The organism is Pandoraea sp. 64-18 (assembly GCF_001899225.1).
GTDB lineage: Bacteria > Pseudomonadota > Gammaproteobacteria > Burkholderiales > Burkholderiaceae > Pandoraea > Pandoraea cepalis.
This window is the reverse complement of record NZ_MKVU01000018.1, coordinates 182,352-205,984: the sequence shown is the minus strand read 5'-3', so window position 1 is coordinate 205,984 and position 23,633 is coordinate 182,352. Positions and strand designations below refer to the sequence as shown.

The 23,633-nt window shown below is 64.7% G+C and carries 23 protein-coding genes; 14 read left to right on the top strand and 9 right to left on the bottom strand.

Annotated features, from left to right (window positions below; all coding sequences use genetic code 11):
- Nucleotide 1: 1 nt before the first annotated feature.
- Complete coding sequence (gene rsxB, locus BGP02_RS16065; protein WP_286798834.1) at nucleotides 2-895, bottom strand: electron transport complex subunit RsxB; 894 nt, start codon at nucleotides 893-895, stop codon at nucleotides 2-4.
- Between the two features lie 104 nt (nucleotides 896-999).
- On the opposite strand from rsxB, the gene BGP02_RS16060 reads away from it, so the two are divergent.
- Complete coding sequence (locus BGP02_RS16060) at nucleotides 1,000-1,638, top strand: TetR/AcrR family transcriptional regulator (RefSeq protein WP_017234934.1); 639 nt, start codon at nucleotides 1,000-1,002, stop codon at nucleotides 1,636-1,638.
- A 107-nt stretch (nucleotides 1,639-1,745) separates the two neighbouring features.
- On the opposite strand, the gene BGP02_RS16055 is transcribed toward BGP02_RS16060, so the two are convergent.
- Nucleotides 1,746-2,987 carry a polyhydroxyalkanoate depolymerase gene (locus tag BGP02_RS16055; RefSeq protein ID WP_051060260.1) on the bottom strand — a complete coding sequence of 414 codons (1,242 nt, stop codon included), beginning with the start codon at nucleotides 2,985-2,987 and terminating at the stop codon, nucleotides 1,746-1,748.
- Nucleotides 2,988-3,204: 217 nt separating this feature from the next.
- The gene (locus BGP02_RS16050) at nucleotides 3,205-4,404 is read right to left on the bottom strand and encodes an amino acid aminotransferase (RefSeq protein WP_261938791.1); all 1,200 of its coding nucleotides are present in this window, start codon (nucleotides 4,402-4,404) and stop codon (nucleotides 3,205-3,207) included.
- A gap of 319 nt (nucleotides 4,405-4,723) precedes the next feature.
- Between BGP02_RS16050 and uvrB the strand changes: the two genes are divergently transcribed.
- The 12 genes from uvrB to iscX all read left to right on the top strand — a co-directional run bounded on the left by uvrB (nucleotide 4,724) and on the right by iscX (nucleotide 15,664).
- Complete coding sequence (gene uvrB, locus BGP02_RS16045; protein WP_261938790.1) at nucleotides 4,724-6,811, top strand: excinuclease ABC subunit UvrB; 2,088 nt, start codon at nucleotides 4,724-4,726, stop codon at nucleotides 6,809-6,811.
- The gene (locus BGP02_RS16040) at nucleotides 6,808-7,284 is read left to right on the top strand and encodes a low molecular weight protein-tyrosine-phosphatase (RefSeq protein WP_261938789.1); all 477 of its coding nucleotides are present in this window, start codon (nucleotides 6,808-6,810) and stop codon (nucleotides 7,282-7,284) included. Before uvrB ends, BGP02_RS16040 begins: the two co-directional genes overlap by 4 nt.
- Before the next feature lie 78 nt (nucleotides 7,285-7,362).
- Nucleotides 7,363-9,471, top strand: a complete 2,109-nt coding sequence (locus tag BGP02_RS16035) for a site-specific recombinase (protein ID WP_286798833.1) — start codon at nucleotides 7,363-7,365, stop codon at nucleotides 9,469-9,471.
- Nucleotides 9,472-9,587: 116 nt separating this feature from the next.
- Nucleotides 9,588-10,115: a Fe-S cluster assembly transcriptional regulator IscR gene (iscR, locus tag BGP02_RS16030; RefSeq protein WP_017234962.1), complete on the top strand. Its 528-nt coding sequence runs from the start codon at nucleotides 9,588-9,590 to the stop codon at nucleotides 10,113-10,115.
- Between the two features lie 30 nt (nucleotides 10,116-10,145).
- Complete coding sequence (locus tag BGP02_RS16025; RefSeq protein ID WP_017234963.1) at nucleotides 10,146-11,369, top strand: IscS subfamily cysteine desulfurase; 1,224 nt, start codon at nucleotides 10,146-10,148, stop codon at nucleotides 11,367-11,369.
- 18 nt (nucleotides 11,370-11,387) lie between these two features.
- The gene (iscU, locus tag BGP02_RS16020; RefSeq protein ID WP_017234964.1) at nucleotides 11,388-11,795 is read left to right on the top strand and encodes a Fe-S cluster assembly scaffold IscU; all 408 of its coding nucleotides are present in this window, start codon (nucleotides 11,388-11,390) and stop codon (nucleotides 11,793-11,795) included.
- 31 nt (nucleotides 11,796-11,826) lie between these two features.
- Complete coding sequence (gene iscA, locus BGP02_RS16015; RefSeq protein ID WP_017234965.1) at nucleotides 11,827-12,150, top strand: iron-sulfur cluster assembly protein IscA; 324 nt, start codon at nucleotides 11,827-11,829, stop codon at nucleotides 12,148-12,150.
- The gene (locus tag BGP02_RS16010; protein ID WP_150563069.1) at nucleotides 12,116-12,361 is read left to right on the top strand and encodes a DUF3565 domain-containing protein; all 246 of its coding nucleotides are present in this window, start codon (nucleotides 12,116-12,118) and stop codon (nucleotides 12,359-12,361) included. Before iscA ends, BGP02_RS16010 begins: the two co-directional genes overlap by 35 nt.
- Before the next feature lie 198 nt (nucleotides 12,362-12,559).
- A complete protein-coding gene (gene hscB, locus BGP02_RS16005; protein WP_017234966.1) occupies nucleotides 12,560-13,090 on the top strand; it encodes a Fe-S protein assembly co-chaperone HscB in 531 nt (176 codons plus the stop codon).
- Nucleotides 13,091-13,176: 86 nt separating this feature from the next.
- Entirely contained in the window at nucleotides 13,177-15,054 is a 1,878-nt protein-coding gene (gene hscA, locus BGP02_RS16000; RefSeq protein WP_261938787.1) for a Fe-S protein assembly chaperone HscA, read from the top strand.
- Between the two features lie 23 nt (nucleotides 15,055-15,077).
- Nucleotides 15,078-15,419, top strand: coding sequence for an ISC system 2Fe-2S type ferredoxin (gene fdx, locus BGP02_RS15995; protein WP_017234968.1), 342 nt, complete (start codon nucleotides 15,078-15,080; stop codon nucleotides 15,417-15,419).
- Between the two features lie 53 nt (nucleotides 15,420-15,472).
- Nucleotides 15,473-15,664 carry a Fe-S cluster assembly protein IscX gene (iscX, locus tag BGP02_RS15990; RefSeq protein WP_017234969.1) on the top strand — a complete coding sequence of 64 codons (192 nt, stop codon included), beginning with the start codon at nucleotides 15,473-15,475 and terminating at the stop codon, nucleotides 15,662-15,664.
- A 121-nt stretch (nucleotides 15,665-15,785) separates the two neighbouring features.
- On the opposite strand, the gene BGP02_RS15985 is transcribed toward iscX, so the two are convergent.
- Complete coding sequence (locus BGP02_RS15985; RefSeq protein WP_261938786.1) at nucleotides 15,786-16,493, bottom strand: glycine zipper 2TM domain-containing protein; 708 nt, start codon at nucleotides 16,491-16,493, stop codon at nucleotides 15,786-15,788.
- A gap of 328 nt (nucleotides 16,494-16,821) precedes the next feature.
- Here BGP02_RS15985 and BGP02_RS15980 point away from each other — a divergent pair, with 328 nt between their 5' ends.
- Nucleotides 16,822-17,424, top strand: coding sequence for a DUF1444 domain-containing protein (locus BGP02_RS15980; protein WP_286798832.1), 603 nt, complete (start codon nucleotides 16,822-16,824; stop codon nucleotides 17,422-17,424).
- A gap of 23 nt (nucleotides 17,425-17,447) precedes the next feature.
- On the opposite strand, the gene lysS is transcribed toward BGP02_RS15980, so the two are convergent.
- The 5 genes from lysS to BGP02_RS15955 all read right to left on the bottom strand — a co-directional run bounded on the left by lysS (nucleotide 17,448) and on the right by BGP02_RS15955 (nucleotide 23,518).
- A complete protein-coding gene (gene lysS / locus BGP02_RS15975) occupies nucleotides 17,448-18,992 on the bottom strand; it encodes a lysine--tRNA ligase (RefSeq protein WP_286798831.1) in 1,545 nt (514 codons plus the stop codon).
- Nucleotides 18,993-19,008: 16 nt separating this feature from the next.
- Nucleotides 19,009-19,488 carry an Ivy family c-type lysozyme inhibitor gene (locus BGP02_RS15970; RefSeq protein WP_017234973.1) on the bottom strand — a complete coding sequence of 160 codons (480 nt, stop codon included), beginning with the start codon at nucleotides 19,486-19,488 and terminating at the stop codon, nucleotides 19,009-19,011.
- 3 nt (nucleotides 19,489-19,491) lie between these two features.
- Nucleotides 19,492-20,596 (bottom strand): peptide chain release factor 2 gene (gene prfB / locus BGP02_RS15965; RefSeq protein ID WP_174975058.1). Its coding sequence is split into 2 segments (ribosomal slippage): nucleotides 19,492-20,523 and nucleotides 20,525-20,596, totalling 1,104 coding nucleotides; the frame shifts between segments, so codons are not numbered across the junction.
- Between the two features lie 148 nt (nucleotides 20,597-20,744).
- On the bottom strand, nucleotides 20,745-22,442 hold the full coding sequence (gene recJ, locus BGP02_RS15960) for a single-stranded-DNA-specific exonuclease RecJ (RefSeq protein ID WP_286798830.1): 1,698 nt from the start codon (nucleotides 22,440-22,442) through the stop codon (nucleotides 20,745-20,747).
- Nucleotides 22,439-23,518: a regulator gene (locus tag BGP02_RS15955; protein WP_286798829.1), complete on the bottom strand. Its 1,080-nt coding sequence runs from the start codon at nucleotides 23,516-23,518 to the stop codon at nucleotides 22,439-22,441. Before BGP02_RS15955 ends, recJ begins: the two co-directional genes overlap by 4 nt.
- Between the last annotated feature and the right edge of the window lie 115 nt (nucleotides 23,519-23,633).

Below are 23,633 nucleotides of genomic sequence, written 5' to 3'. Positions count from 1 at the left end.
CCTAGACCTTTTGCGGGGTGCTGTCGGCCCCCGAGGGGGCCGCATCGTCGTCTGGGCTGAGGCCCAGGCGTTTGCGACGGGCTTCCGCTTCGTCGATCTGTGCCTGCACGGCGGCCGAAACGTGCGTGGTGTTCTTCGGCGCGAGGCCTTCGGCCGCCAGCGCGGCCTTTTTCTCTCTCGCGCGCGCCAAAGCCGCTTGAATGATGGCCTGCTTGCGAGCCGCCGCCGCAGCGGCTTCATCGGCTACGGGGGACGGCGCCGGCGCCACGTCGCCCGTTTGCGCTACCGGCGACACCTCTTGCCCGGAGGCGGGCGCCAAAGGCGTGCCGGGCGCTGCGGGAGCAACCCGCGCCGCGCGCGCGGCCAGCCGCGCTTCCCGCGCCGCCCGATCCTTCGCGAGACGGGCCTGATTCACCTCGAAATGCGAGCGCGCGTCGTCGGCTTGCGTTTGCGACCAGGCGTCCCAGCCGGTGCGCTCGCCGGTGACCGGCACCATGTCGATGCAGTCGACGGGGCAGGGCGGCACGCAGAGGTCGCAGCCGGTGCAACGGTCCTCGATCACGGTGTGCATCAGTTTGGCGGCGCCGACGATGGCGTCGACCGGGCAGGCCTGCAGGCAGAGCGTGCAACCGATACACAGCGATTCGTCGATGACCGCGCGCGGCCGGGGACGCTCTGCGCCGTTGTCCGGATTCAGCGCGATGATGGGGCGATCCAGCAGCTTGGCCAGACGCGCCACGCCCTCGGCGCCGCCGGGCGGGCACTGGTTGTAGCTGGCCTGACCGCTGGCGATGGCATCGGCATACGGGCGGCACCCGGCGTAACCGCACTTGGTGCACTGCGTCTGGGGCAAAAGGGCATCGATGCGCTGCGCGAGCGCGCTAACTTCGGACACGTCGTTTGAGGGGGATTCGGCGGAAAGTCGAATTATCCTGCATTTTCCGGAAACACTGAAACCGATGTGCCATAATTCCGCCCGATGAGAACGACCGGCCGATCATGACTACACCTCAAACCAAGATCAAACGCGACCCCGAACGCACGCGTCAGCGCATTCTTGCTGCGGCGATCGAGGAGTTTGCGGAGCGGGGTTCTAGCGGTGCGCGCGTGGACAGCATTGCACGCCGAGCCGACATCAACGAGCGCATGTTGTATTACTACTTCGGCAACAAGGACCAGCTCTATCTGGCGGTGCTCGAGGAAGTCTATGGCGAGTTCAACCGCGCCGAACACGCGCTCAGGCTGGATGTGCTGGCGCCGCTCGATGCCGTGGCCGAACTGGCCCACTTCGTGTGGGACTATTACGCCGACCATCCGGAACTGATTCGGCTCATCAACAACGAGAATCTGCACGACGCGAAGTCGATGCGTCAGTCGACCGAGATTCGCCAACAGGTCTCACCGATTGTCGAGCTGCTCGCGCAGACGCTCAAGCGCGGCGAAGCCAGCGGCGAAATCCGGCCGGGCGTCGATCCGGTCGATCTGTACGTGACGATCTCGGCGATGGGCTACTACGTGATGTCGAACCGCCACACGCTGTCCATCGTGATGGGGCGTGATTTCATGGCCGGCGACGCGCGCACGTCGTATTCGTCCTTCAATACGCAAATGCTGCTGGATTCATTGCGTACGCGATGACCGATTGAGCATGTGGCGCTTGCCGTAGGCTCGTCAAAACAAAACCGCCGCGAGGGCCGAAGCCCCGCGGCGGTTTTGTCATGGCCGCTCGGCGAACCGGTGACGGTTCAGGCGTGCTTGGCGATGAAGTCGCGAATCTGCGGATAAATCACGTTGCGCCAACGACTGCCCGAGAAAATGCCGTAATGGCCGCAAGCCGGGGCGGTAAAATGCGCCCGCCGTTTGGCGGGGATGCCGATGCACAGCTCATGCGCAGCCTGGGTCTGTCCGCTGCCCGAAATGTCGTCCAGCTCGCCTTCGATGGTGAAGAGCGCCGTGGTCTTGATGTCTTGCGGACGAACCCGCTGGCCAGCCACGTCCCACGTACCGCGCGCGAGGCTGAAGTCCTGGAAAACGGTCTTGATCGTGTCGAGATAGTACTCGGCAGCCATGTCGAGCACCGCGTTGTACTCGTCGTAGAAGCGACGATGCGAGTCGGCGTCGTCGTTGTCGCCGCGTACCAGGTCCAGATAGAAATCCCAGTGCGACGTCAGGTGACGGTCAGGGTTCATCGCCACGAACCCGGCGTGCTGAAGGAAGCCCGGATAGACCAGCCGGCCCGAGCCCGGATAATTGGCGGGCACCGGATGGATCACGTGATTCTCGAACCACTCGTACGACTTGTTCGTCGCCAGCGAGTTGACCGACGTCGGACTCTTGCTCGCGTCGATCGGGCCGCCCATCATCGTCATGGTCTTGGGCGTCGTTTCGCCGTTCGATGCCATGAGCGAGATGGCGCCGAGCACCGGCACGGTGGGTTGGCACACCGAAATGACGTGCAGGTTCTCCGCGCCGATGTGGCGAATGAACGCCTGGATGTACGCGACGTAGTCGTCAAGATGGAACGCGCCGGCTTCGAGCGGCACCATGCGCGCATCGATCCAGTCGGTGATGTAGACCTTATGGTCCTTGAGCAGCGTTTTGACGGTGTCGCGCAGCAGCGTGGCGTGGTGGCCGGAGAGCGGCGCGACCACGAGCACGACCGGGTCGTCCTTGAGCTGCCCGACGGCACTGGCGTCGTCGGCGTACCGCTTGAAGCGCAGCAGGCGGCAGAACGGCTTTTCCATCGCGGTGACTTCCACGACCGGAATATTGTGACCGCCGACTTCGACGGCCTTGATATTGAATTCGGGCTTTTCGTAATCCTTGCCGAGCCGGTAGAGCAACTCGTATCCCGCGGCGATGCGGGGCGCGCCCGGCATCATGGCCAACGGGCTGCCCGGATTGACGAACGTGGTCGCCGCTGCCTTGGCCCAGGTGGTCAGGGGGTTCAACCACGCACGGTTGTATTCGTGAATCTGATACAGCATGTTGTGTGCCCAGAGGCGGATGGTGAGCGAATTATGCAACCGTTTATCGCGGCTGTGCAACGCAGCATAACCCTGATATATGGCATTTCTGCATCATTGCGATAGTTTTTGATTATTTGACAATTGTTTTCAATTATCGTTGCTGCGCTGCAACAAATTGGAGTGCAAAAAAAGCCCGCCGGGTGGCGGGCTTCGACTTCGACGATGCCCGATGGGCTTAGCGCAGCACTTGGGCGATGGCCGAGGCGACGCGGTCGATGTTCTTGTCGTTGAGCGCGGCCACGCAGATACGGCCCGTGCTCACGGCATAGATGCCGAACTCTTCACGCAGGCGTTCGACCTGGTCGGCGGTGAGGCCCGAGTACGAGAACATGCCGCGTTGTTTGATCACGAACGAGAAATCGCGTTCCACGCCATGCGCACGCAGCTTCTCGACCAGGGCGAGACGCATCGCGCGGATGCGCTCACGCATTTCGGCCAGTTCCTCTTCCCACAGCGCGCGCAGCTCGGGGCTGCCCAGCACGGCGGCGACGACCGAGCCGCCATGCGTCGGCGGGTTCGAGTAGTTGGTGCGGATCACGCGCTTGAGTTGCGAGAGCACACGGGCCGATTCGTCCTTGCTGCCCGTCACGATCGACAGGGCACCCACGCGTTCGCCATACAGCGAGAACGACTTCGAGAACGAGCTGGAAACGAAGAAGTCCAGGCCGGTGGAGGCGAACAGGCGCACCACGGCGGCGTCGGCATCGATGCCGTCACCGAAACCTTGATAGGCGATGTCGAGGAACGGCACCAGTTTGCGAGCCTTCACGATCTCGACGACTTGCGCCCACTGGTCCATCGACAGGTCGACGCCGGTCGGGTTGTGACAGCAGGCGTGCAGTACGACGATGGTGCCTTCGGGTTCCTTGCCGAGCATGTCGAGCATGCCCGCCAGGTTCACGCCATGCGAGTCGGCGTCGTAGTACGGGTACGAGACGACGTTGAAGCCGGCTTGGCTGAACAGCGCGCGGTGGTTTTCCCAGCTCGGATCGCTGATGGCGACGGTGGCATTCGGGTTCAGTTGCTTGAGGAAGTCAGCGCCGATCTTGAGGGCGCCGGTGCCGCCCAGGGCTTGCGCGGTAACCACGCGGCCTTCGGCCAGCACGGGCGATTCCTTGCCGAACAGCATTTCCTGCACGGCCTTGTCGTAGGCGGCAATGCCTTCGATCGGCAGGTAGCCGCGCGGCAGACCGGCGGCCACGCGTTGTTCTTCGGCGGCCTTCACGGCCTTGAGCAGGGGGAGCTTGCCTTCCGCATTGAAATACACGCCCACGCCCAGGTTCACCTTCTCGGTGCGGTGATCGGCGTTGTAGGCTTCGTTCAGGCCAAGGATGGGGTCGCGCGGGGCGAGTTCGACAGCGGAGAACAGGGTCATTTCGACGGCTCGAGGCAGGTAGTAGGAAAACGCGGCGGGTCGGCGGTATCAGACGCGCGATCAGCTCAACGCGACATTTTAACGAAGATTCCCCACGCTTGTGGGAAACACAGGCGTGCGCGCGCGAAATCGCCTCCCTTTGACACGAAAACTGCCACGTATTGCCAGAAATTGACGACATTGACGTGCCATGGGTCAGGGGGCGACATCGTCGGCCCGGCCTCGCGCCGCAGACAGATCGGTTGTCACCCATGGGCCTCAGGGAATCGTCCGACGCGCTAAAATGCCGGATTACGTCCCTCACGCTTGCGCCCTCGCCATGACTCCTGCGGCAGACAACGATCTCGACGAAAGCAAGTTCCTGACGTTTCCGGATTCGCCTTATCAGCTCTACTGCCCATTTGCCGCGGCCGGCGATCAGCCGGCGGCTATCGCTCAGTTGACCGAGGGCGTGGAGGACGGGCTCGCCTTCCAGACCTTGCTCGGCGTCACCGGCTCCGGCAAGACGTTCACCATGGCGAACGTCTTGGCGCGGCTTGGGCGGCCGGCCATTGTGTTCGCACCGAACAAGACCCTCGCCGCGCAGCTCTACTCGGAATTCCGCGAGTTCTTCCCGCGAAATGCGGTGGAGTACTTCGTCTCGTACTACGACTATTACCAGCCGGAAGCCTACGTTCCGCAGCGCGATCTCTTCATTGAGAAGGATTCGTCCGTCAACGAACACATCGAGCAGATGCGTCTCTCGGCAACGAAGAGCCTGCTGGAGCGGCGCGACGTGGTCATCGTGGCGACGGTCTCGGCGATTTACGGTATCGGCAATCCGAGCGAATACCATCGGATGATTCTGACGATTCGGCAGGGCGACAAGCTGGGGCAGCGCGAGATCATCGCGCGCCTGATCGCCATGCAGTACACCCGCAACGAGACCGACTTCGGTCGCGGCACGTTCCGAGTGCGCGGCGACACCATCGACATCTTCCCGGCGGAGCACGCCGAACTGGCGTTGCGCGTCGACCTGTTCGACGACGAAGTCGATACGCTGCAACTGTTCGATCCGCTCACGGGACGCGTGCGGCAGAAAGTGCCGCGCTTCACGGTGTACCCGTCCTCTCACTACGTGACGCCGCGCGATACGGTGCTGCGCGCCATCGAGACGATCAAGGACGAACTGCGCGAGCGCCTCGACTTCTTCTACAAGGAAGGCAAGCTGGTCGAGGCGCAGCGCCTTGAGCAGCGCACCCGTTTCGATCTGGAGATGTTGCAGGAGCTGGGCTTTTGCAAGGGCATCGAGAACTATTCGAGGCATCTGTCCGGTGCGGCGCCGGGCGAGCCGCCGCCGACCCTCGTCGACTACCTGCCGCCCGATGCGTTGATGTTCCTCGACGAATCGCACGTCCTCATCGGGCAGTTCAACGGCATGTACAACGGCGACCGGGCGCGCAAGGAGAACCTCGTCAACTACGGCTTCCGGCTGCCGTCGGCGCTCGACAACCGTCCGCTCAAGTTTGCCGAATATGAGCGCAAGATGCGTCAGGCCATCTTCGTGTCGGCGACCCCGGCCGATTACGAGGCAAAGCGCACCGGGCAGGTGGTGGAGCAGGTGGTGCGTCCGACCGGCTTGATCGACCCGATCATCATCGTGCGTCCGGCGCAGACACAGGTCGACGATGTGCTGAGTGAGATCAACAAGCGCGTGGCCGTGGGCGAGCGCGTGCTCGTGACCACGCTCACCAAGCGCATGTCAGAGCAGCTCACCGATTATCTGTCGGATAACGGGGTGAAGGTTCGCTATCTGCACAGCGACATCGATACGGTCGAGCGCGTGGAGATCATTCGCGATTTGCGTCTGGGCGCGTTCGACGTGCTGGTCGGGATCAACTTGCTGCGCGAGGGGCTGGATATTCCGGAGGTGTCGCTGGTGGCGATTCTCGATGCGGACAAGGAGGGGTTCCTGCGTTCCGAGCGGTCATTGATTCAGACGATCGGGCGGGCGGCGCGTAACGTTAATGGAACGGCCATCCTCTATGGCGACAAGATGACCGATTCGATGACGCGCGCGATCGGGGAGACGGAGCGTCGCCGTGCCAAGCAGATGGCGCACAACGAGGCACACGGCATCGTGCCGCAGGGGGTGAAGAAGCGCATCAAGGACATCATCGACGGTGTCTACGACCCGCAGGACGCCAAGGCGGAACTGGCCGAAGCCAAGGAGCAGGCGCACTACCAGGACATGTCGGAAAAGCAGTTGGCGCGCGAGATCAAGAAGCTCGAAAAGCAGATGCAGGAGCATGCGCGCAACCTGGAGTTCGAGAAGGCCGCCAAGGCGCGCGACCAGTTGTTGCACGTCAAGGCACTGGTCTTCGGCACCGATGGGGCGAGCGAGGCGGAGTTGGGGCCGAAGGCATGAAAACGACCTCCGTTCTCTTCGTCTGCATGGGCAACATTTGCCGCTCCCCCAGCGCCGACGGCATCTTTCGTCACCGGCTGGCCACCGCTGGGCTCACCGACGTGATCGCCGTCGATTCGGCGGGCACGCACAGTTATCACCTCGGTCACGCGCCCGACGAACGCACGCAGGCCGCTGCCGAGCGGCGAGGCTATGACCTGAGCGCACTGCGTGCGCGCCGCGTCGATGCCGATGACTTCGTGCGCTTCGAATGGATCGTGGCGATGGACAACGCCAACGTCGCCGAACTCGTGGCACGCTGTCCGGCTGAGTATCGTCACAAGATCGTGCGTCTGATGGACTTTGCCACGCGGCACGACGCCACCGAAGTGCCTGATCCGTATTACGGCGGTGCAAAGGGCTTCGAGACGGTGCTCGACTACATCGAAGACGGGCTCGACGGCCTGCTCGCCCATCTGGAAACGCACCTCTGAGCGTCGGCGACGTTGCGTTGCGCGGTCTGTCCTGTAGTACTGTGCTTTTCTCCTCCCCCTTCACCTCGTCTCCCATCGATGCTCACTTCGCTCACTTCGTACTGGCGTAAATGGCGTGCCTCGCGTCACGCCGGTCATCAGCTCGACGAACTGCTTGCGCACGCCGATCCGTCTGCGCCGCTGGCGGTCCGCAACCAATGGCTGATCGAATTGGCGCACTGGGTGCAAAAGCGCGGCGCCCTCGTCAACGAGGCGCGCGGGGAAGGGGAGGCGGCGCGCTATCGCCCGCACACGCGGCTGCGCTATCTGCTGCAGATGCTCGAGCGAAACCCCGCATGGCGACTCCCTGTGGCGCGCACGCTGCGCAGCGTCGTTGCCGAGAGCGACGCCATTTCGCTGCTGTGCGATACCGGCATGCCGGTGCGCCCGGGGTTTTGGGGGGCGCTGGTCGAGCGCGTTGAGAAGGCGCTGATTCCACCACCGCCGACGCGGCGCGATCTCTCGGCACTGTGCTCGCTGATGTTTCCCGATGGCGACGCCGCCGACTGGATCGCCGCCATGCCGCCGGCATTGCTGGCCGACCTCATCGCGCTCTTGCATGAAGGCGAGGACGATGATGACAACACCGACTGGAACCCTTTCGGCGAGGACTTGCTCGTCGCGATGCACCACCTCGTCGACCAGATTGGGTCGACCGGTCTGTCGCAGGCGGTGCGCTCGCGCCTGGCGTATCCGCGCGCCACCGAATCGCCGTTCTACCAGATCGGACGCGCCATGCAGGCGCTCGAATCGGCTGGGCAGGCGTTCGCCCATGGCGCGCCGCCGTCGCAGCACTTCGTGCAGCAGATCAACGTGTTCCGCGCGCTGATCGACGACTGCGCGCGCGCGGCGCGTCAGGTCTATGCCCATCTGGACGAAAACGGCGTGAGCGTGGACATCGTGTTTCAGGTCGAACGCACCAAGGCGCGGATCCGTCGGCTCGAGCGTCTGCTCGAAGCCTGGCTCACGCACGGCGAGAGCGGCGATCGCGCCGTCGCGCGGGTGCAACTCCTCGCCGATCTGGTGCGCGCGAACCGGGCGAGCCAGAGCGTGGGCGAATTGGCGCGCACGTCGTTCGGGCTGTTGGCGCGCAAGGTCGTCGAGCGCAGCGCCGAGACGGGCGAGCATTACATCGCCCGCAATCGCAGCGAGTACTTCACCATGCTGAAGATGGCGTGCGGCGGCGGTCTGGTGACGGTGGTGACTGTCTACGTCAAGTTCCTGATTGCGAGCGCGCACCTGCCGACGGTCGTCGAAGGCTTCCTCGCCGGGGCCAACTACGCGCTCTGCTTCCTGTTCATGCACTTCTGCCATTTCACGCTCGCGACCAAGCAGCCGGCCATGACCGCGCCGGCCATCGCCCGCAAGCTCGACGATGTCGACACGCCCGCCGGTATGGACGCCTTCGTGGGCGAGGTCATCGCTCTCGTGCGTACGCAAGCGGCCGCTATCTTCGGCAACCTGGCGGTGGTGTTCCCGTTCTGCCTGCTGGTGCAATGGACGGTGTCGGCGGCGCTTGGCATGAACACGATTCCGCCCGAAAAAGCCCATGCGACGCTGAGTTCGTTCTCGATATTGGGTATCACGCCGCTGTTCGCGGCCATGACGGCGGTGCTGTTGTGGTTCTCCAGTCTGATTTCAGGCTGGGCCGACAATTGGTTTGCGCTGCACGGCATCGGGGATGTGCTGGCCTACAACCGACGACTGCGCTTCGTCTTCGGACGGAACGGGGCGGCGCGGCTGGCAGACGCGTGCCGCCGTCACATTGCCCCGGTGCTCGGGAATCTGACGCTCGGCTTCATGCTGGGTCTCGTGCCGGCGGTGCTGACGGCGTTCGCGCTGCCGTTCGAGGTGCGCCACGTCACGTTGTCGACCGGCGCGATCGCGACGTCGATCGGCGTGCTGGGCATGCCGGTGCTGCGCGATCCGGCGCTCTGGCTGGCCGTTGCCGGTGTCGGGTCGATGGCGCTGCTCAACGTCGGTGTGAGTTTCGCGTTAGCATTCCACATGGCGCTCAGATCGCGTCCCCTGCCAATGGGCGACCGCCGGCACATTTACCGTGCCCTCTGGCGCGCCGTGCTATGCAATCCGCTGGTGCTGCTGTTCCCCCTGCGCGCCCCCCAGGCGAACGCGCGTCCCGAAAATTAGCAAATTTCCCAAATGGGCGACGGAACTTTTGCAAAAAATGGGCCAGAAGTACTTGACTGATTTCGTAGGGAATTTATACTTGACGAAAATAGTCGAGATTAATCCCCTGCATCCTCATGAGACTTACCACGAAAGGCCGTTTCGCCGTCACGGCGATGATCGACCTGGCCATGCGCCAGGACGCGGGTCCCGTGACGCTTGCGGGCATTAGTCAGCGTCAACGGATTTCCCTCTCTTACCTGGAACAGTTGTTCGGCAAGCTGCGCCGCCACGAGATCGTGGAGAGCGTGCGTGGGCCGGGCGGCGGATACAGTCTGGCGCGTCGCGCGGAAGAGGTGACGGTCGCGGACATCATCATCGCGGTCGACGAACCGCTCGACGCCACGCAGTGCGGCAGCAAGGGCAATTGCGAGAAGGGCCAGGACGGCCATCGCGGCCACTGCATGACGCACGAGCTGTGGGCAACGCTCAACCAGAAGATGGTCGAGTATCTCGATTCGGTTTCGCTGCGCGACCTCGTCGAGCAGCAGCGCAGCAAGCAGGCCCAACAGGCCGTGCTGCACGACACGCGCGAGTCCGGCACACCCAGCCAGACCATTGCCACGCGCATTCCCAATTCGGTCTTCGATATGGCCCGTTCTTAACTGGCGCCACGGCACGATCCTGGAGCACCCATGAAAAACGACACCCTCAACCTCCCCATTTACATGGATTACAGCGCCACGACGCCGATTGACCCGCGCGTCGTGGACAAGATGTTGCCGTACCTGCGCGAGCAGTTCGGCAACCCGGCATCGCGCAGCCACTCGTTCGGCTGGGCCGCCGAGCAGGCCGTGGAAGAGGCACGCGAGGAAGTCGCCAAGCTGGTGAACGCCGATCCGCGCGAGATCGTCTGGACGTCGGGCGCCACCGAGTCGAACAACCTCGCCATCAAGGGCGCGGCGCACTTCTACCAAGGCAAGGGCAAGCACCTCGTCACGGTGAAGACCGAACACAAGGCCGTGCTCGACACAACGCGCGAGCTGGAGCGCGAAGGCTTCGAAGTCACGTATCTGGATGTCAAGGACGACGGTCTGCTCGATCTCGACGTCTTCAAGGCCGCGCTGCGTCCGGACACGATTCTCGTGTCGATCATGGCGGTGAACAACGAAATCGGCGTCATCCAGGACATCGAGACGCTCGGAGAGATCTGCCGCGAGAAGGGCATCATCTTCCACGTCGACGCCGCACAGGCCACGGGCAAGATGCCCATCGACCTGGCCAAGCTGAAGGTCGACCTGATGTCGTTCTCGGCGCACAAGACGTATGGCCCGAAGGGCATCGGCGCGCTGTACGTGCGTCGCAAGCCGCGTGTGCGCATCGAGGCACAGATTCACGGCGGCGGTCACGAACGCGGCATGCGTTCGGGCACGCTCGCCACGCACCAGATCGTGGGCATGGGCGAGGCGTTCCGTCTGGCGCGTGAAGAGATGGCGACGGAGAACGAGCGCGTGCGCATGCTGCGCGATCGTCTGCTGCGCGGTCTGACGGAAATGGAAGAAGTGTATGTGAACGGCGACATGGAAAAGCGTGTGCCGCACAACCTGAACATCAGCTTCAATTTTGTCGAAGGCGAGTCGCTGATCATGGCGATCAAGGACGTTGCGGTGTCGTCGGGTTCGGCGTGCACGTCGGCCTCGCTGGAGCCGTCGTACGTGTTGCGTGCGCTGGGTCGCAACGACGAACTGGCGCACAGCTCGATTCGCTTCACGGTGGGTCGCTTTACGACCGAGCAGGAAGTCGACTATGTGGTCGATCTGCTCAAGGCCAAGATCGGCAAGCTGCGCGATCTGTCGCCGCTGTGGGAAATGTACAAGGACGGGGTCGATCTGAATTCGATCCAGTGGGCCGCACACTGAGCATTCAAGGAGTTAGCCATGTCTTACAGCAAGGAAGTTCTGGATCACTACGAAAACCCGCGCAACGTCGGTTCGTTCGAAAAGGGCGATGACGCCGTCGGCACGGGCATGGTCGGCGCACCGGCGTGCGGCGACGTGATGAAGCTGCAGATTCGCGTGAACGAAGCCGGCGTGATCGAAGACGCCAAGTTCAAGACCTACGGCTGCGGCTCGGCGATTGCGTCGTCGTCGCTGGTCACCGAGTGGGTCAAGGGCAAGACGCTCGATCAGGCGCTCGATATCAAGAACACCCAGATCGCGCAGGAGCTGGCGCTGCCGCCGGTGAAGATTCACTGCTCGATTCTGGCCGAAGACGCCATCAAGGCGGCCGTGGCCGACTACAAGCAGAAGCACGGCCAGACGGCCGAGCCGGCCAAGGCTGCGTAAGCGGCACGACGGATAAAGGAATCAGGCAACCATGGCCATTACATTGACCGAGAAGGCCGCGCAGCACGTTTCGCGTTATCTGACGCGGCGCGGCAAGGGCGTGGGCCTGCGGCTGGGCGTGAAGACGACCGGCTGCTCGGGCCTGGCCTACAAGCTGGAATACGCCGACGACGTGGCGGGCGAGGACACGGTCTTCGAGAGCCACGGCGTGAAGGTGATCGTCGATCCGAAGAGTCTGCCGTATATCGATGGCACCGAGCTGGACTTCGCGCGCGAAGGCTTGAACGAAGGGTTTCGCTTCAACAATCCGAACGTCAAGGATGAGTGCGGCTGCGGCGAGTCGTTCCGGATCTGACACTGCGCCGTTGCGCGAGATCGTCGGGTTCCGGCAGGACGACGAAGGCCAATGGGTCGCGCGTCTGGCGTGCGGGCATGGGCAACATGTCCGGCATCTTCCCCCGTGGCAGATCCGGACATGGACGCAAAGCGCGGCAGGCCGCGACGCGATGCTCGGTAGCCGGTTGCGCTGCCGCAAATGTGAGCGCGGCGAGCCGCCCGACGCGTGAGGCGGTGCGCCTCGCCTGGCGGCGGTCGCCATGGCAGCGAAATAGGTCGCCGGACCGTCGGACGGTTCGGCGCCGAAGCGGCAGCGTAGGCAACGAGGCGGCGCGAGCCGCTTTTTTTACGGGCCGACGGTGGGTGGCATGGCGCGCATGGCGCGACGTCCCCTCGCATGGGCGCCCTGGATGGATGATGAGTGCGCGATGAGTGCATTGACTGACAACTACTTCACGCTGTTCGATCTGCCGCAGCGCTTTGCGCTCGACGCAGACGCGCTCGACGCGGCCTACCGAGCCGTGCAATCGCGCGTGCATCCAGATCGATTCGCGAGTGCGAGCGATGCCGAACGCCGCGTGGCCATGCAATGGGCCGCGCAGGCGAACGCCGCCTACCGCACGCTGCGCGACCCGCTGCAACGCGCGACGTATCTGCTCACGCTGCAGGGCATCGATGTGGGCGCGGAGAACAACACCGCGATGGCCCCCGATTTCCTGATGCAGCAGATGGAGTGGCGCGAAGCCATCGACGACGCCGTGGACGCGCGCAATATCGGCGCTCTGGAAACCCTTGCCAAATCGTTGCGCGAGGATCGTCGCGTGCGGCTCGCCAAGTTGGGCGACTGGCTCGAGAGCCAGGCCTGGCAACCGGCCGCCGAAGCCGTGCGGCAACTGATGTTCATTGCGCGCGCCGACGAAGACATCGCGCAGCGCATCGAAATGCTGGAAAACGCGTGACGGCCCGGTGCGGCGCCGTCACATGTCATTGAGAACTGCTTGAGAACAGGGCGGCCGCGCGAGCGCGCCGCCCGCATTGCAAAGTCATGGCCCTTCTGCAAATTTCCGAACCCGGCATGTCCCCCGCGCCGCATCAGCGGCGACTCGCCGTGGGCATCGACCTGGGCACGACGCATTCGCTCGTGGCCTCTGTACGTAGCGGGGTGGCCGAAGTGCTCCCGGACGAACAGGGCCGCGTGCTGCTGCCGTCCGTCGTGCGCTATCTGGGCGGTCCCCGTACCCAGATCGGCTACGACGCCCGTGCGGCTGCCGCCAGCGATCCGCGCAACACCATCGTCTCGGTCAAGCGATTCATGGGCCGGGGTCTGGCCGATGTTGCCCATGCCGACAACGCGCCGTACGATTTCGTCGACGCGCCGGGCATGGTGCAGATGACGACGGCCGGCGGCGTCAAGAGCCCGGTGGAAGTGTCTGCCGAAATTCTCGCCACGTTGCGTCAGCGCGCCGAAGACACGCTCGGCGACGATCTGGTGGGCGCCGTGATCACCGTGCCCGCGTACTTCGACGACGCGCAGCGTCAGGCCACCAAGGATGCCGCGCGTCTGGCCGGCCTGAATGTGTTGCGTCTGCTCAATGAGCCCACGGCGGCCGCGATCGCCTACGGTCTCGACAATGCGGCCGAAGGCCTTTACGCGGTCTACGACCTGGGTGGCGGCACGTTCGACATCTCGATTCTGCGACTGACGAAGGGCGTGTTCGAAGTGCTCGCGGCGGGCGGCGATTCCGCGCTTGGCGGCGACGACTTCGATCAGGCGATCTACCGCTGGGCGGTGGCGGAGGCCGGTCTCGACGCGGCTTCGCTCACGCCTGAGGATGTGCGCGGCTTGCTCGATCACGCGCGCACCGCCAAGGAAGCGTTGACCGACGCCGCGCAAACGACGATCGCCCTGACGCTGTCTGGCGAGCGCAACCTCGCGTTGACGCTCACGCGCGACCAATTCACGGCGCTGGGCGCGCCGCTCGTGCAACGCACGATCGGCCCGATGCGCAAGGCGCTGCGCGACGCCGGCATGGGCCCGGACGACGTCAAGGGCGTCGTGCTCGTCGGCGGCGCCACGCGCATGCCGCAAGTGCGTGCCGCGGTTGCGACCTTCTTCGGACGCGAACCGCTGATCGATCTCGATCCGGATCAGGTGGTGGCGCTCGGCGCTGCCGTGCAGGCCAATCTGCTGGCCGGCAATCAGGCGGAAGGTGACGACTGGCTGCTGCTCGACGTGATTCCGCTGTCGCTCGGTGTCGAGACGATGGGGGGCCTCGTCGAGAAGATCATTCCGCGTAACGCCACGATTCCCGTGGCGCGCGCGCAGGAATTCACCACGTTCAAGGACGGCCAGACGGCGATGGCCGTTCACGTGCTGCAAGGCGAGCGTGAGCTGGCGTCCGATTGCCGCTCGCTGGCCCGGTTCGAATTGCGCGGCATTCCGCCGATGACGGCCGGCGCGGCACGTATTCGCGTGACGTATCAGGTCGACGCCGATGGGCTGCTCTCCGTCTCCGCCCAGGAGTTGCACTCGGGCGTGGCGGCCTCTATCGAGGTCAAGCCGTCGTACGGTCTGGCGGACGACGATATCTCGCGCATGCTGCAAGACAGCTTCGGTTCGGCCGAAGCGGATATGCGCGCCCGTGCGCTGCGCGAGCAGCAAGTGGAAGCCGAGCGTCTGCTGGTCGCGATCGACAGCGCCTTGCAGGCGGACCCGGAACTGCTCGACGCCGACGAGCGCGCACAGATCGACGGCTTGCTGGCCGAGTTGCGCCAGAAGGCGTCCGGCGACGATCAGATTGCCATCAAGACGGCGACCGAAACGCTCTCGCATGCGACCGACGCGTTTGCCGCGCGCCGCATGGACAAGAGCATCCGCGCGGCGCTGGCTGGCCGGCGCGTGGCGGACATCGACAAACTGTAAGACACACACGGAAAGCCAAAGCCATGCCTCAAATTGTTGTATTGCCTCACGTCGAGCTGTGCCCCGAGGGCGCGGTGCTGGACGTTCCGACCGGCACCACCGTGTGCAGAGCGTTGTTGGACAACGGCATTGAAATCGAACACGCGTGCGAGTTGTCGTGCGCGTGCACCACGTGCCACGTGATCGTGCGCGAGGGTTTCGAGGCGTTGGAGCCGGCCGAAGACGAGGAAGAGGATCTGCTCGACAAAGCCTGGGGCCTGGAGCCGACATCGCGCCTGTCGTGCCAGACGAAGATGCCCGCCGACACCGATCTGGTCGTCGAGATTCCGAAGTACACGATCAATCACGCCAAGGAAAGCCACTGATCGACGCCGTTTGGCGTTGCGTGGCGACACGTCAGAAGAAGAGGACCCTGCCCATGAAATGGACCGACATTCAGGACATCGCGATTGCGCTTACCGAGGCGCATCCCGACATCGACCCGCAATACGTGCGCTTTACCGACCTGCATCAGTGGGTGATGGCGCTCGACGGCTTTGACGACGCGCCTGACCGTGCCGGTGAGAAGGTGCTCGAAGCGATTCAGATGGCGTGGATCGACGAGGTCTGACCCGACGATCGCGCAGGGCGCGCGACGCTGCCGCAGAGACAAAAGCCGCTCATGACGAGCGGCTTTTGCGTTAACGCGAGCTCCGTTGCGGCACGAACGGGGTCACGCGGATCCCACGCCCTTAGCCCGCGCGCACCAGCCCGTTGTTTTCGAGCCGCACGCGATCCCCCGGCTGCACGCCAGGGGCGGACTGATAGGTCCAGTAGCGCGTCTTGCCGGTATCCATGCGCACGTACACGCGATACACGGTTTCGGAGCGAACGCGCTTCTCGACTTCGTTGCCGGCCAGACCGCCGCCCAGCGCGCCGACCACGGTCATCGCCGTGCGGCCGTTACCCGCGCCAAACTGGTTGCCGAGCAGGCCGCCAGCAACGGCACCGCCGACGGCGCCCAGGCCCGAGGCCTGACCTTGCGTGCTGATTGGTTCCACCGACTGCACCGTGCCGCACGTCGAGCATGTCGCCGCCTGACGCTGTGCGGGGGCGGCCGAGGATTGGGCATATGACGGCTGCGGCGCCGGGGCCCGTTGTGCCGGTGCCCGCTGCGGCGCGTACTGAGCTTGCTGCGGCGCGTATTGCGTCTGCTGGGCCTGCTGCTGCGTCGGCTGCTCCGTCAACGGCGAGCTGCGCATCGCGTTCGAAGACGGCTGTTGGGCCGACGTCAGCGCGTACTGCGAATGATCGACGGTCGTTGCGGGGCCGTCGGTGCTTTTGGCGACAGGGAGCACGCCCGTGATGGCGGCAACGCCGAGCAGGCTGACGACCACGATACTGCCGGCTGCGGCAGCGACCAGCGGATGCATGCGGCGCGGTTGAAGTTCGTTATTCATGTGGTTTTTCTCCATCGTGCGGTTGTGGCGAACCCCATTCTTCGTGCTGACAGGCACGGGAGGCTTCGCATGAGAAAAGTCTCCGTCATGGCAGGCGCGGCATCCGTTTCATTTTGTAACGCGATGTAAGATGTGCATCGCGGCAGTCCCAGGCAAGTGCCCTTCGACTGACTGCTAATTCATTGAAAAATATGAAGTTTTTTCTCGGTTGACGGGGCGCTTCGTCGTCATCGTGCGCGGTTGTCATCACAATTGAAACAAGTCGCGCCGCGCGCATAATGGCACGCATTGTCCGTCAACGTCCTTCTTGCCGATTCGTCCCAACGCCATGATCGATACGCTGCCGCTGCTGGATACCCCGCTCGACGCCGCAAGCCACGCGCACCTCTATCCGTACGTGGTACAACGCGCGTGGGTCGACGTCCACGATCCGCAAGGGGAGGTCAGCGAACCGTTTTCGGACGACGTTTTCGTGACGCTCGTGCTCGATGGCACGGCTGGACTACGCCGGCTGCAGGGCGAGGATTTGCGCGCGGCCGGTCTGACGTTCGAGGCGGCATTTGCGCAAGCCGCGTCGAATCTCGCGCGCGCATGGAAGGCGGGGCATTTCGAGTTCGGCATTGCGCGACTTGACGACGGCACGCCGATTGCCGGCTGTCGCGGCAATTGGATGGCACCGGCTGGCGGCCTGGTGCTGGGCAATCTCTACCAGTCGATGGTCGATCATTTCGAGGTGACGGACTTTGCGGCCGTCCCCGTCAATCGCACATTGCTTCTCGCGTTTCCGACCGATGCCAAAACGCTGTCGTCGCTGGCGTTACGGCAATTGGTGGAAGGGGCGGCGAGCGGTGCGATTCTCCCCATCGCGCGCACCTGGTTGCGGCTCGATGGGGAGTGGCCGTCCGCCTATCGCGGCGTTCCGGCCTTCTAAGCGCTCCAACCGTTCCAAGCGACTCAGTCTTCGCGGCGCAGGTGCGGGAAGAGCAGCACGTCGCGAATGTTCGGACTGTCGGTGAGCAGCATGATCAGACGGTCGATGCCGATGCCGCAGCCGCCCGTCGGGGGCATGCCGTACTCGAGCGCGCGAATGTAATCGGCGTCGTAATACATGGCCTCTTCGTCGCCCGCGTCCTTCTGTTCGACCTGCGCACGAAAGCGTGCGGCCTGATCTTCCGGGTCGTTCAACTCGGAGAAGCCGTTGGCGATCTCGCGGCCCGTGATGAACAGTTCGAAGCGCTCGGTGATGCCTGGCACGGTATCGGACTCGCGCGCGAGCGGCGAGACTTCCACCGGATAGTCGACGATGAAAGTCGGCTCCCACAACTGGCTCTCGGCCGTCTCTTCGAACAGGGCCAGTTGCAGCGCACCGAGGCCCGCGTTCTTGAACTGCGGCGCATCGACCTTCACGCCATACTTGCCCAGCGCGCCACGCACGAATTCGATGTCGGCCAGTTGCGCTTCGGTGAACTCGGGCGCGTACTTGCGAATCGCTTCGACGATCGTCAGGCGGTGGAACGGCTTGGACAAATCGAGTTCGCGGCCCTGGTACTCGATGGTCGCGGTGCCGCGCGCGTCGAGTGCGGCGTTGCGGATCAGCGCTTCGGTGAAGTCCATCAGCCAACGGTAGTCCGTGTAGGCCGCGTAGAACTCCATCATCGTGAATTCCGGGTTGTGGCGCGGCGATACGCCTTCATTGCGGAAGTTACGGTTGATCTCGAACACACGCTCGAAGCCGCCAACGATCAGGCGCTTCAGATACAGCTCCGGCGCGATACGCAGATACATCTGCATGTCGAGCGCGTTGTGGTGCGTGATGAACGGCTTGGCCGCGGCGCCGCCCGGAATCGGGTGCAGCATCGGCGTTTCGACTTCCATGAAGTCGGCGTCCGTCATGTACTTGCGCATCGACGCGATGGCCTTCGCGCGGGCGCGGAACGTGCTGCGCGTCTCGGGCGAGGTGATCAGGTCGACGTAGCGCTGACGGTACTTCGTCTCCTGGTCGGACAGGCCGTGGAACTTGTCCGGCAGCGGGCGCAGCGCCTTGGCGAGCAGACGCAGTGCCTTCACCTTGACCGACAGTTCGCCGGTGCGCGTGCGGAACAGCGTGCCGGTCGCGGCGACGATATCGCCGATGTCCCAGCCCTTGAAGGCGGTCATGGCATCGGCGCCGACGTCGTCGCGGCCGATGAAGAACTGGATCTGACCGCTGCCGTCCTGCACGGTGGCGAAGGCGGCCTTGCCCATCACGCGCTTGAGCATCATGCGACCGGCCACCGACACGGGGACGGGCTCGGCTTCGAGCACCTCGTTGCCCACGTCCTGATAGCGCGCCTGCAGGTCGCCGGCGTGCTGTTCGGGACGGAAGTCGTTCGGGAACGCCACGCCGTTGGCACGCAGCGCCTGCAGTTTCTCGCGACGCTCCGCGATGAGCTTGTTGTCGTCGTGCGGCAGGTCGCCCGCCGGGGTGCCCGTGTGGGCCGGAGTATTGTGATCGGTCATGGTGCGAGCGATGAAGTTATTCGGTAAAACGCAGCGTGTGCAGCAGGGCATTCTTGAGCAAGCCGTCGGGCGTGCCCAGCCAGATCAATTCGGTGCGGTCCTGATGCGGTCCGGCATTGGCCGCCGCACTCGGGTCCCGCACGAACAGCGCCGCGATCGCCTGTGAGCGCGGCTCATACAAAATGTGGACATACTCGCTCGGGCAATCGTGCGGCTTGCAGCTCTGCACCAGCAACCAGGGCTTGCCGGCGACGCTCACGCGTTGCGACGGCGTCGATGTGCCACCCTGACGCACCCACGCGGGAACGTTGCGTGGCGTGGTGATGCGCGCATAGGCCCCCGAGAAGTCCGGGCGCTTGAGCAATTCATGCAGGTACGGTCCCGTCTCGGGATTGGCTCCCGGTGCGCCCGGTGTACTGGCCGGGGCAGCAACGGCGGCGCACTGCAGACACAGCGCGCTCACCCCCCACACGGCTAGCGTGCGGACAAACGCCATTCCTTACACTCCCTGCTTGAGACTCGCGGAGATGAAGTCGTCCAGGTCGCCGTCGAGTACCTTGCCGGTATTACCGGTTTCCACGCCGGTGCGCAGGTCCTTGACGCGTGACTGGTCGAGCACGTACGAGCGAATCTGATGGCCCCAGCCCACATCGGTCTTGCTCGACTCCAGCTTGTCCTGCTCGGCACGACGCTTGCGCATTTCATGTTCGAACAGGCGCGAGCGGAGCATGTCCCACGCTTCGGCGCGGTTGCGGTGCTGCGAACGGTCGTTCTGGCAGGCGACGACAATGCCGGTCGGGATGTGTGTCAGGCGAACGGCGGAATCGGTCTTGTTGATGTGCTGGCCGCCTGCACCGGAGGCGCGATACGTGTCGGTACGCACGTCGGCCGGATTGATTTCGATGTCGATCGAATCATCCACTTCCGGGTACACGAACAGGCTGGCGAACGACGTATGGCGACCGCCCGACGAGTCGAACGGCGACTTGCGCACCAAACGATGCACGCCGGTTTCCGTACGCAGATAGCCGTAAGCGTAGTCGCCGGTGACCTTCAGCGAGGCGCTCTTGATGCCCGCGACATCGCCGTCCGACACTTCGAGCACTTCGGCCTTGAAGCCCTTGCGTTCGCAGTAGCGCAGATATTGGCGCAGCAGCATGCCGGCCCAGTCGTTGGCCTCGGTGCCGCCGGCGCCGGCCTGGATATCGATGAAGCAGTTGTTCGGGTCGGCCGGGGTGTTGAACATCCGGCGGAACTCCATCTCGCCCACACGAGCGGCGAGACCCTGCGTGTCATGCTCAAGCGCCAGCAACGAGTCTTCATCGCCCTCGTCGCGCGACATTTCGAACAGTTCCTGCGTATCGGAAAGGCTGGCGTCGAGTTCGGTCAGGTTGCTGACGATGCTGTCGAGCGCCTTCTTTTCCTTGCCCAGTGCCTGAGCACGCTTGGAATCGTTCCAGATGTTGGGGTCTTCGAGTTCTTTGTTGACTTCAATCAGGCGAGCTTGCTTGACATCGAAGTCAAAGATACCCCCTGAGCTCGCCGACGCGGGTGCGCAGGTCGGCGAGCAGGGATTCAAGTGCGTTTAGGCGTTCGGCTTCCATGAGCTTTGACAGGGGCGAATTCGGGGAAACGAGGATTATAGCGCAGCGAAGCCCCCGTTTCCCCACTTTTCCCGGGCGGATGACGCGTTCCGGACGGCTGGCCACCGCCGTCCGCGCGCAAGACAGGCGGTCCTGGCGCCGCCGACGCTCAGCCCTGAGCGTGCTCGACGATCATCTGTACGCGCGAGACGCCGTTGAAGGTGTCGGCGGCCAAGCGATAGGCAAATCGCGCCCGGCTCGGCAAGGTATCGGCGTGATTGAACCAGATGGCGTTGAAGCGCATGCGCCCGCGACCGAGTTGCAACTTCAGGTGCTTGTCCTTGAGGATGGCCTGCGAGAGCACATCGAACTCGCCCGAGAACACGGGCGGCGGGAAACCCTGTCCCCACACCTGTGCGTCGAGCAGGGCGACAAAGGGCGGCACGAAGCACTCGTCGCCGATGTCGCCGTCGGTCTCGATCACGCGCGAGAGCGCCGTCTCGTCGAGCCACGCCTGCCCCACGGCTTCGAATGCCGACTGGAAGCGCGGCAGGGCGTCGGCGGCGATCGTGAGGCCCGCGGCCATCGCGTGACCACCGAACTTGCCGATGAGACCCGGTTCGCGCTTGGTGACGAGATCGAGCGCGTCGCGCAAGTGAAAACCCGGAATCGAGCGGCCGGACCCCTTGATCTGGCCGTCGTCGCCGGGGGCGAACACGATGGTCGGACGGTAGAACTTTTCTTTGAGCCGCGCGGCCACGATCCCGATCACGCCCTGGTGCCAGGTCTCGTTGAACGCGCACAGCGTCGTGGCGGCACGAGGGTCGAAGCGCGCCAGATCGGCCAGGGCTTCCTGCTGCATCCCTGCCTCGATCTCACGGCGCTCGCGATTCATCGCGTCGAGTTCCTGCGCGAGCGTCCAGGCGCGGGCGTCGTCGTCCGTCAGCAGACACTCGATGCCGAGCGACATGTCGGCGAGGCGCCCGGCGGCGTTCAGACGCGGCCCGAGGCCGAAGCCCAGATCGAAACTGCCCGCCTGACGCGCATTGCGGGCGGCCGCGCGAAAAAGCGCATTGATGCCCGGATGCATGCGCCCGGCGCGCATGCGCGACAGCCCTTGCGCCACGAGGATGCGGTTGTTGGCGTCGAGCTTGACCACGTCAGCGACGGTGCCCAGCGCGACCAGGTCGAGCAACGTATCGAGCCGGGGTTGTTCGCGCGCCTCGAACGCCCCGCGCGTGCGCAGCTCGGCGCGCAGCGCGAGCAGAACGTAGAACATCACGCCGACACCGGCGAGGTTCTTGCTCGGGAATGCGCAGCCCGGCTGGTTGGGATTGACGATACAACGCGCGTTGGGCAATTCGTTGCCCGGCAGATGGTGATCGGTCACCACGACTTCGATGCCGAGCGCCTGCGCGGCGGCCACGCCGTCGAGGCTGGCGATGCCGTTGTCGACGGTGATCAACACGTCGGGCGGTCCCGCCTTGCCTTGCGCGGCCAGTGCCACGATTTCGGGCGTCAGGCCATAGCCGTATTCGAAGCGGTTCGGCACCAGGTACTCGACCTTCGCCCCGAACATGCGCAAGCCGCGCACGGCCACGGCGCAGGCGGTCGCACCGTCGCAATCGTAGTCGGCCACCACGAGCATGCGCTCGCCGGCGGCGATGGCGTCGGCAAGGAAGGCGGCGGCCTCTTGCGCGCCCTTGAGCTGGGTCGGGGGGATCAACCGGGCCAGCGCCGTTTCGGTCTCGGCGGTCTCGGCCACGCCGCGCGACGCGAACAGGCGGGCGAGCACCGGGTGGACGCCGTCGCGCGCGAGGGCGTTGGCCGTCGCGTCGTCGACATGGCGGGTGACGATGTCGGTCATGCGACTTCCTCGCCAAGCCGCGCGAGCGGCACCATGCGGGTGGCGAGCGCCTGACGGCGCCAGAACTTGCGCAAGTCGCCGCCGCGCGAGCGCATCGTCACGCTGTGACTGTCGCCGCACAACGTGAGCGAGACTTCGCGGGCCTGGCCCTGGGCGACACGCGCGAGCGCCGGCGCGAGCCAGTGGCGGTCGATGTCGACGAGGGCATCGCGCCAGCGCGCCCAGTCTTCCGTCAGGAAATACGGCGTGAGCGTGTCGAGTTGCACGACGGTTCTGCCGTTCGCGGCAGCAAGGCCGGTGTCGGTGCCGTGCAAGGCGATTTGCAGATGGTTCGCCAGGCCACGGGTGGCGGGGGCGTCTGCCAGGATCGTCACGCAGGGCCGGTTCAGGCGCGGCGCGGCAATGCGCTGACCGCCGCCATACAGCCAGATGGCATTGACCGGCGGCAGGCCGCGGGCTTCGCGTGCCTGATTGGCCGGATGGTCGTACCAGGCCATCTGGACTTCGTTCTGCCATTTGCGCCACGTCAGTTCGGCCTTGCCTTGCGGCAGCCAGATGTCGACGTTGCGGCCGGCCGCGCGCGCGGGCGACGCGGTGAGCAGGTCGCCCAGCGCCGGCGCGCTCAGGTACCACCGGTCCGGGCGCGGGGCGACGAGGTCGCCGCCGACCTCCGCGAACAGGGCGTGTGCGGTGGCGAACAGGGCGGCTGAATCCTCGTGGCTCAACGCGAGTTCGGCGGGATCGGTCAGTACCAGGTGGTCGGTGGCGATGTGGATGTGCGCCGGCTGCGCGCAGTACCAGAACCGGGTGTCGAGCATGCCGCTGTCCTCGAACAGCATGAAAGGCGCGAGCGGCGCGCGCGACGGCCCGCCGGGCAGGCCGAAGGCTTCGGTCAGCCAGCGTTCATGGGGCAGCGTGGGGACGAACGGGTCGGCCGGCACGTCCTGCGCTGCCTGGACGCCGCGCGCGAGCAACTTTTCGAGCGCAGGCAACTCCAAGTTGGCCAGCAGTGCGGGCAAATGGGCCGACGCGGGCAACGCGAACGGCAAGAGAAAGTGCAGGGCAGGTGTATCCATATCGAGGCGAATTGTATGGCAAACTTCGCGCTGGCAGTTGGCTGACCCTCACGTCAGGGGCTGAACGAGCCATGTGTCGAGCCGGGTTCAGGTCGGGTGGCCGCCGGGCCGCGAC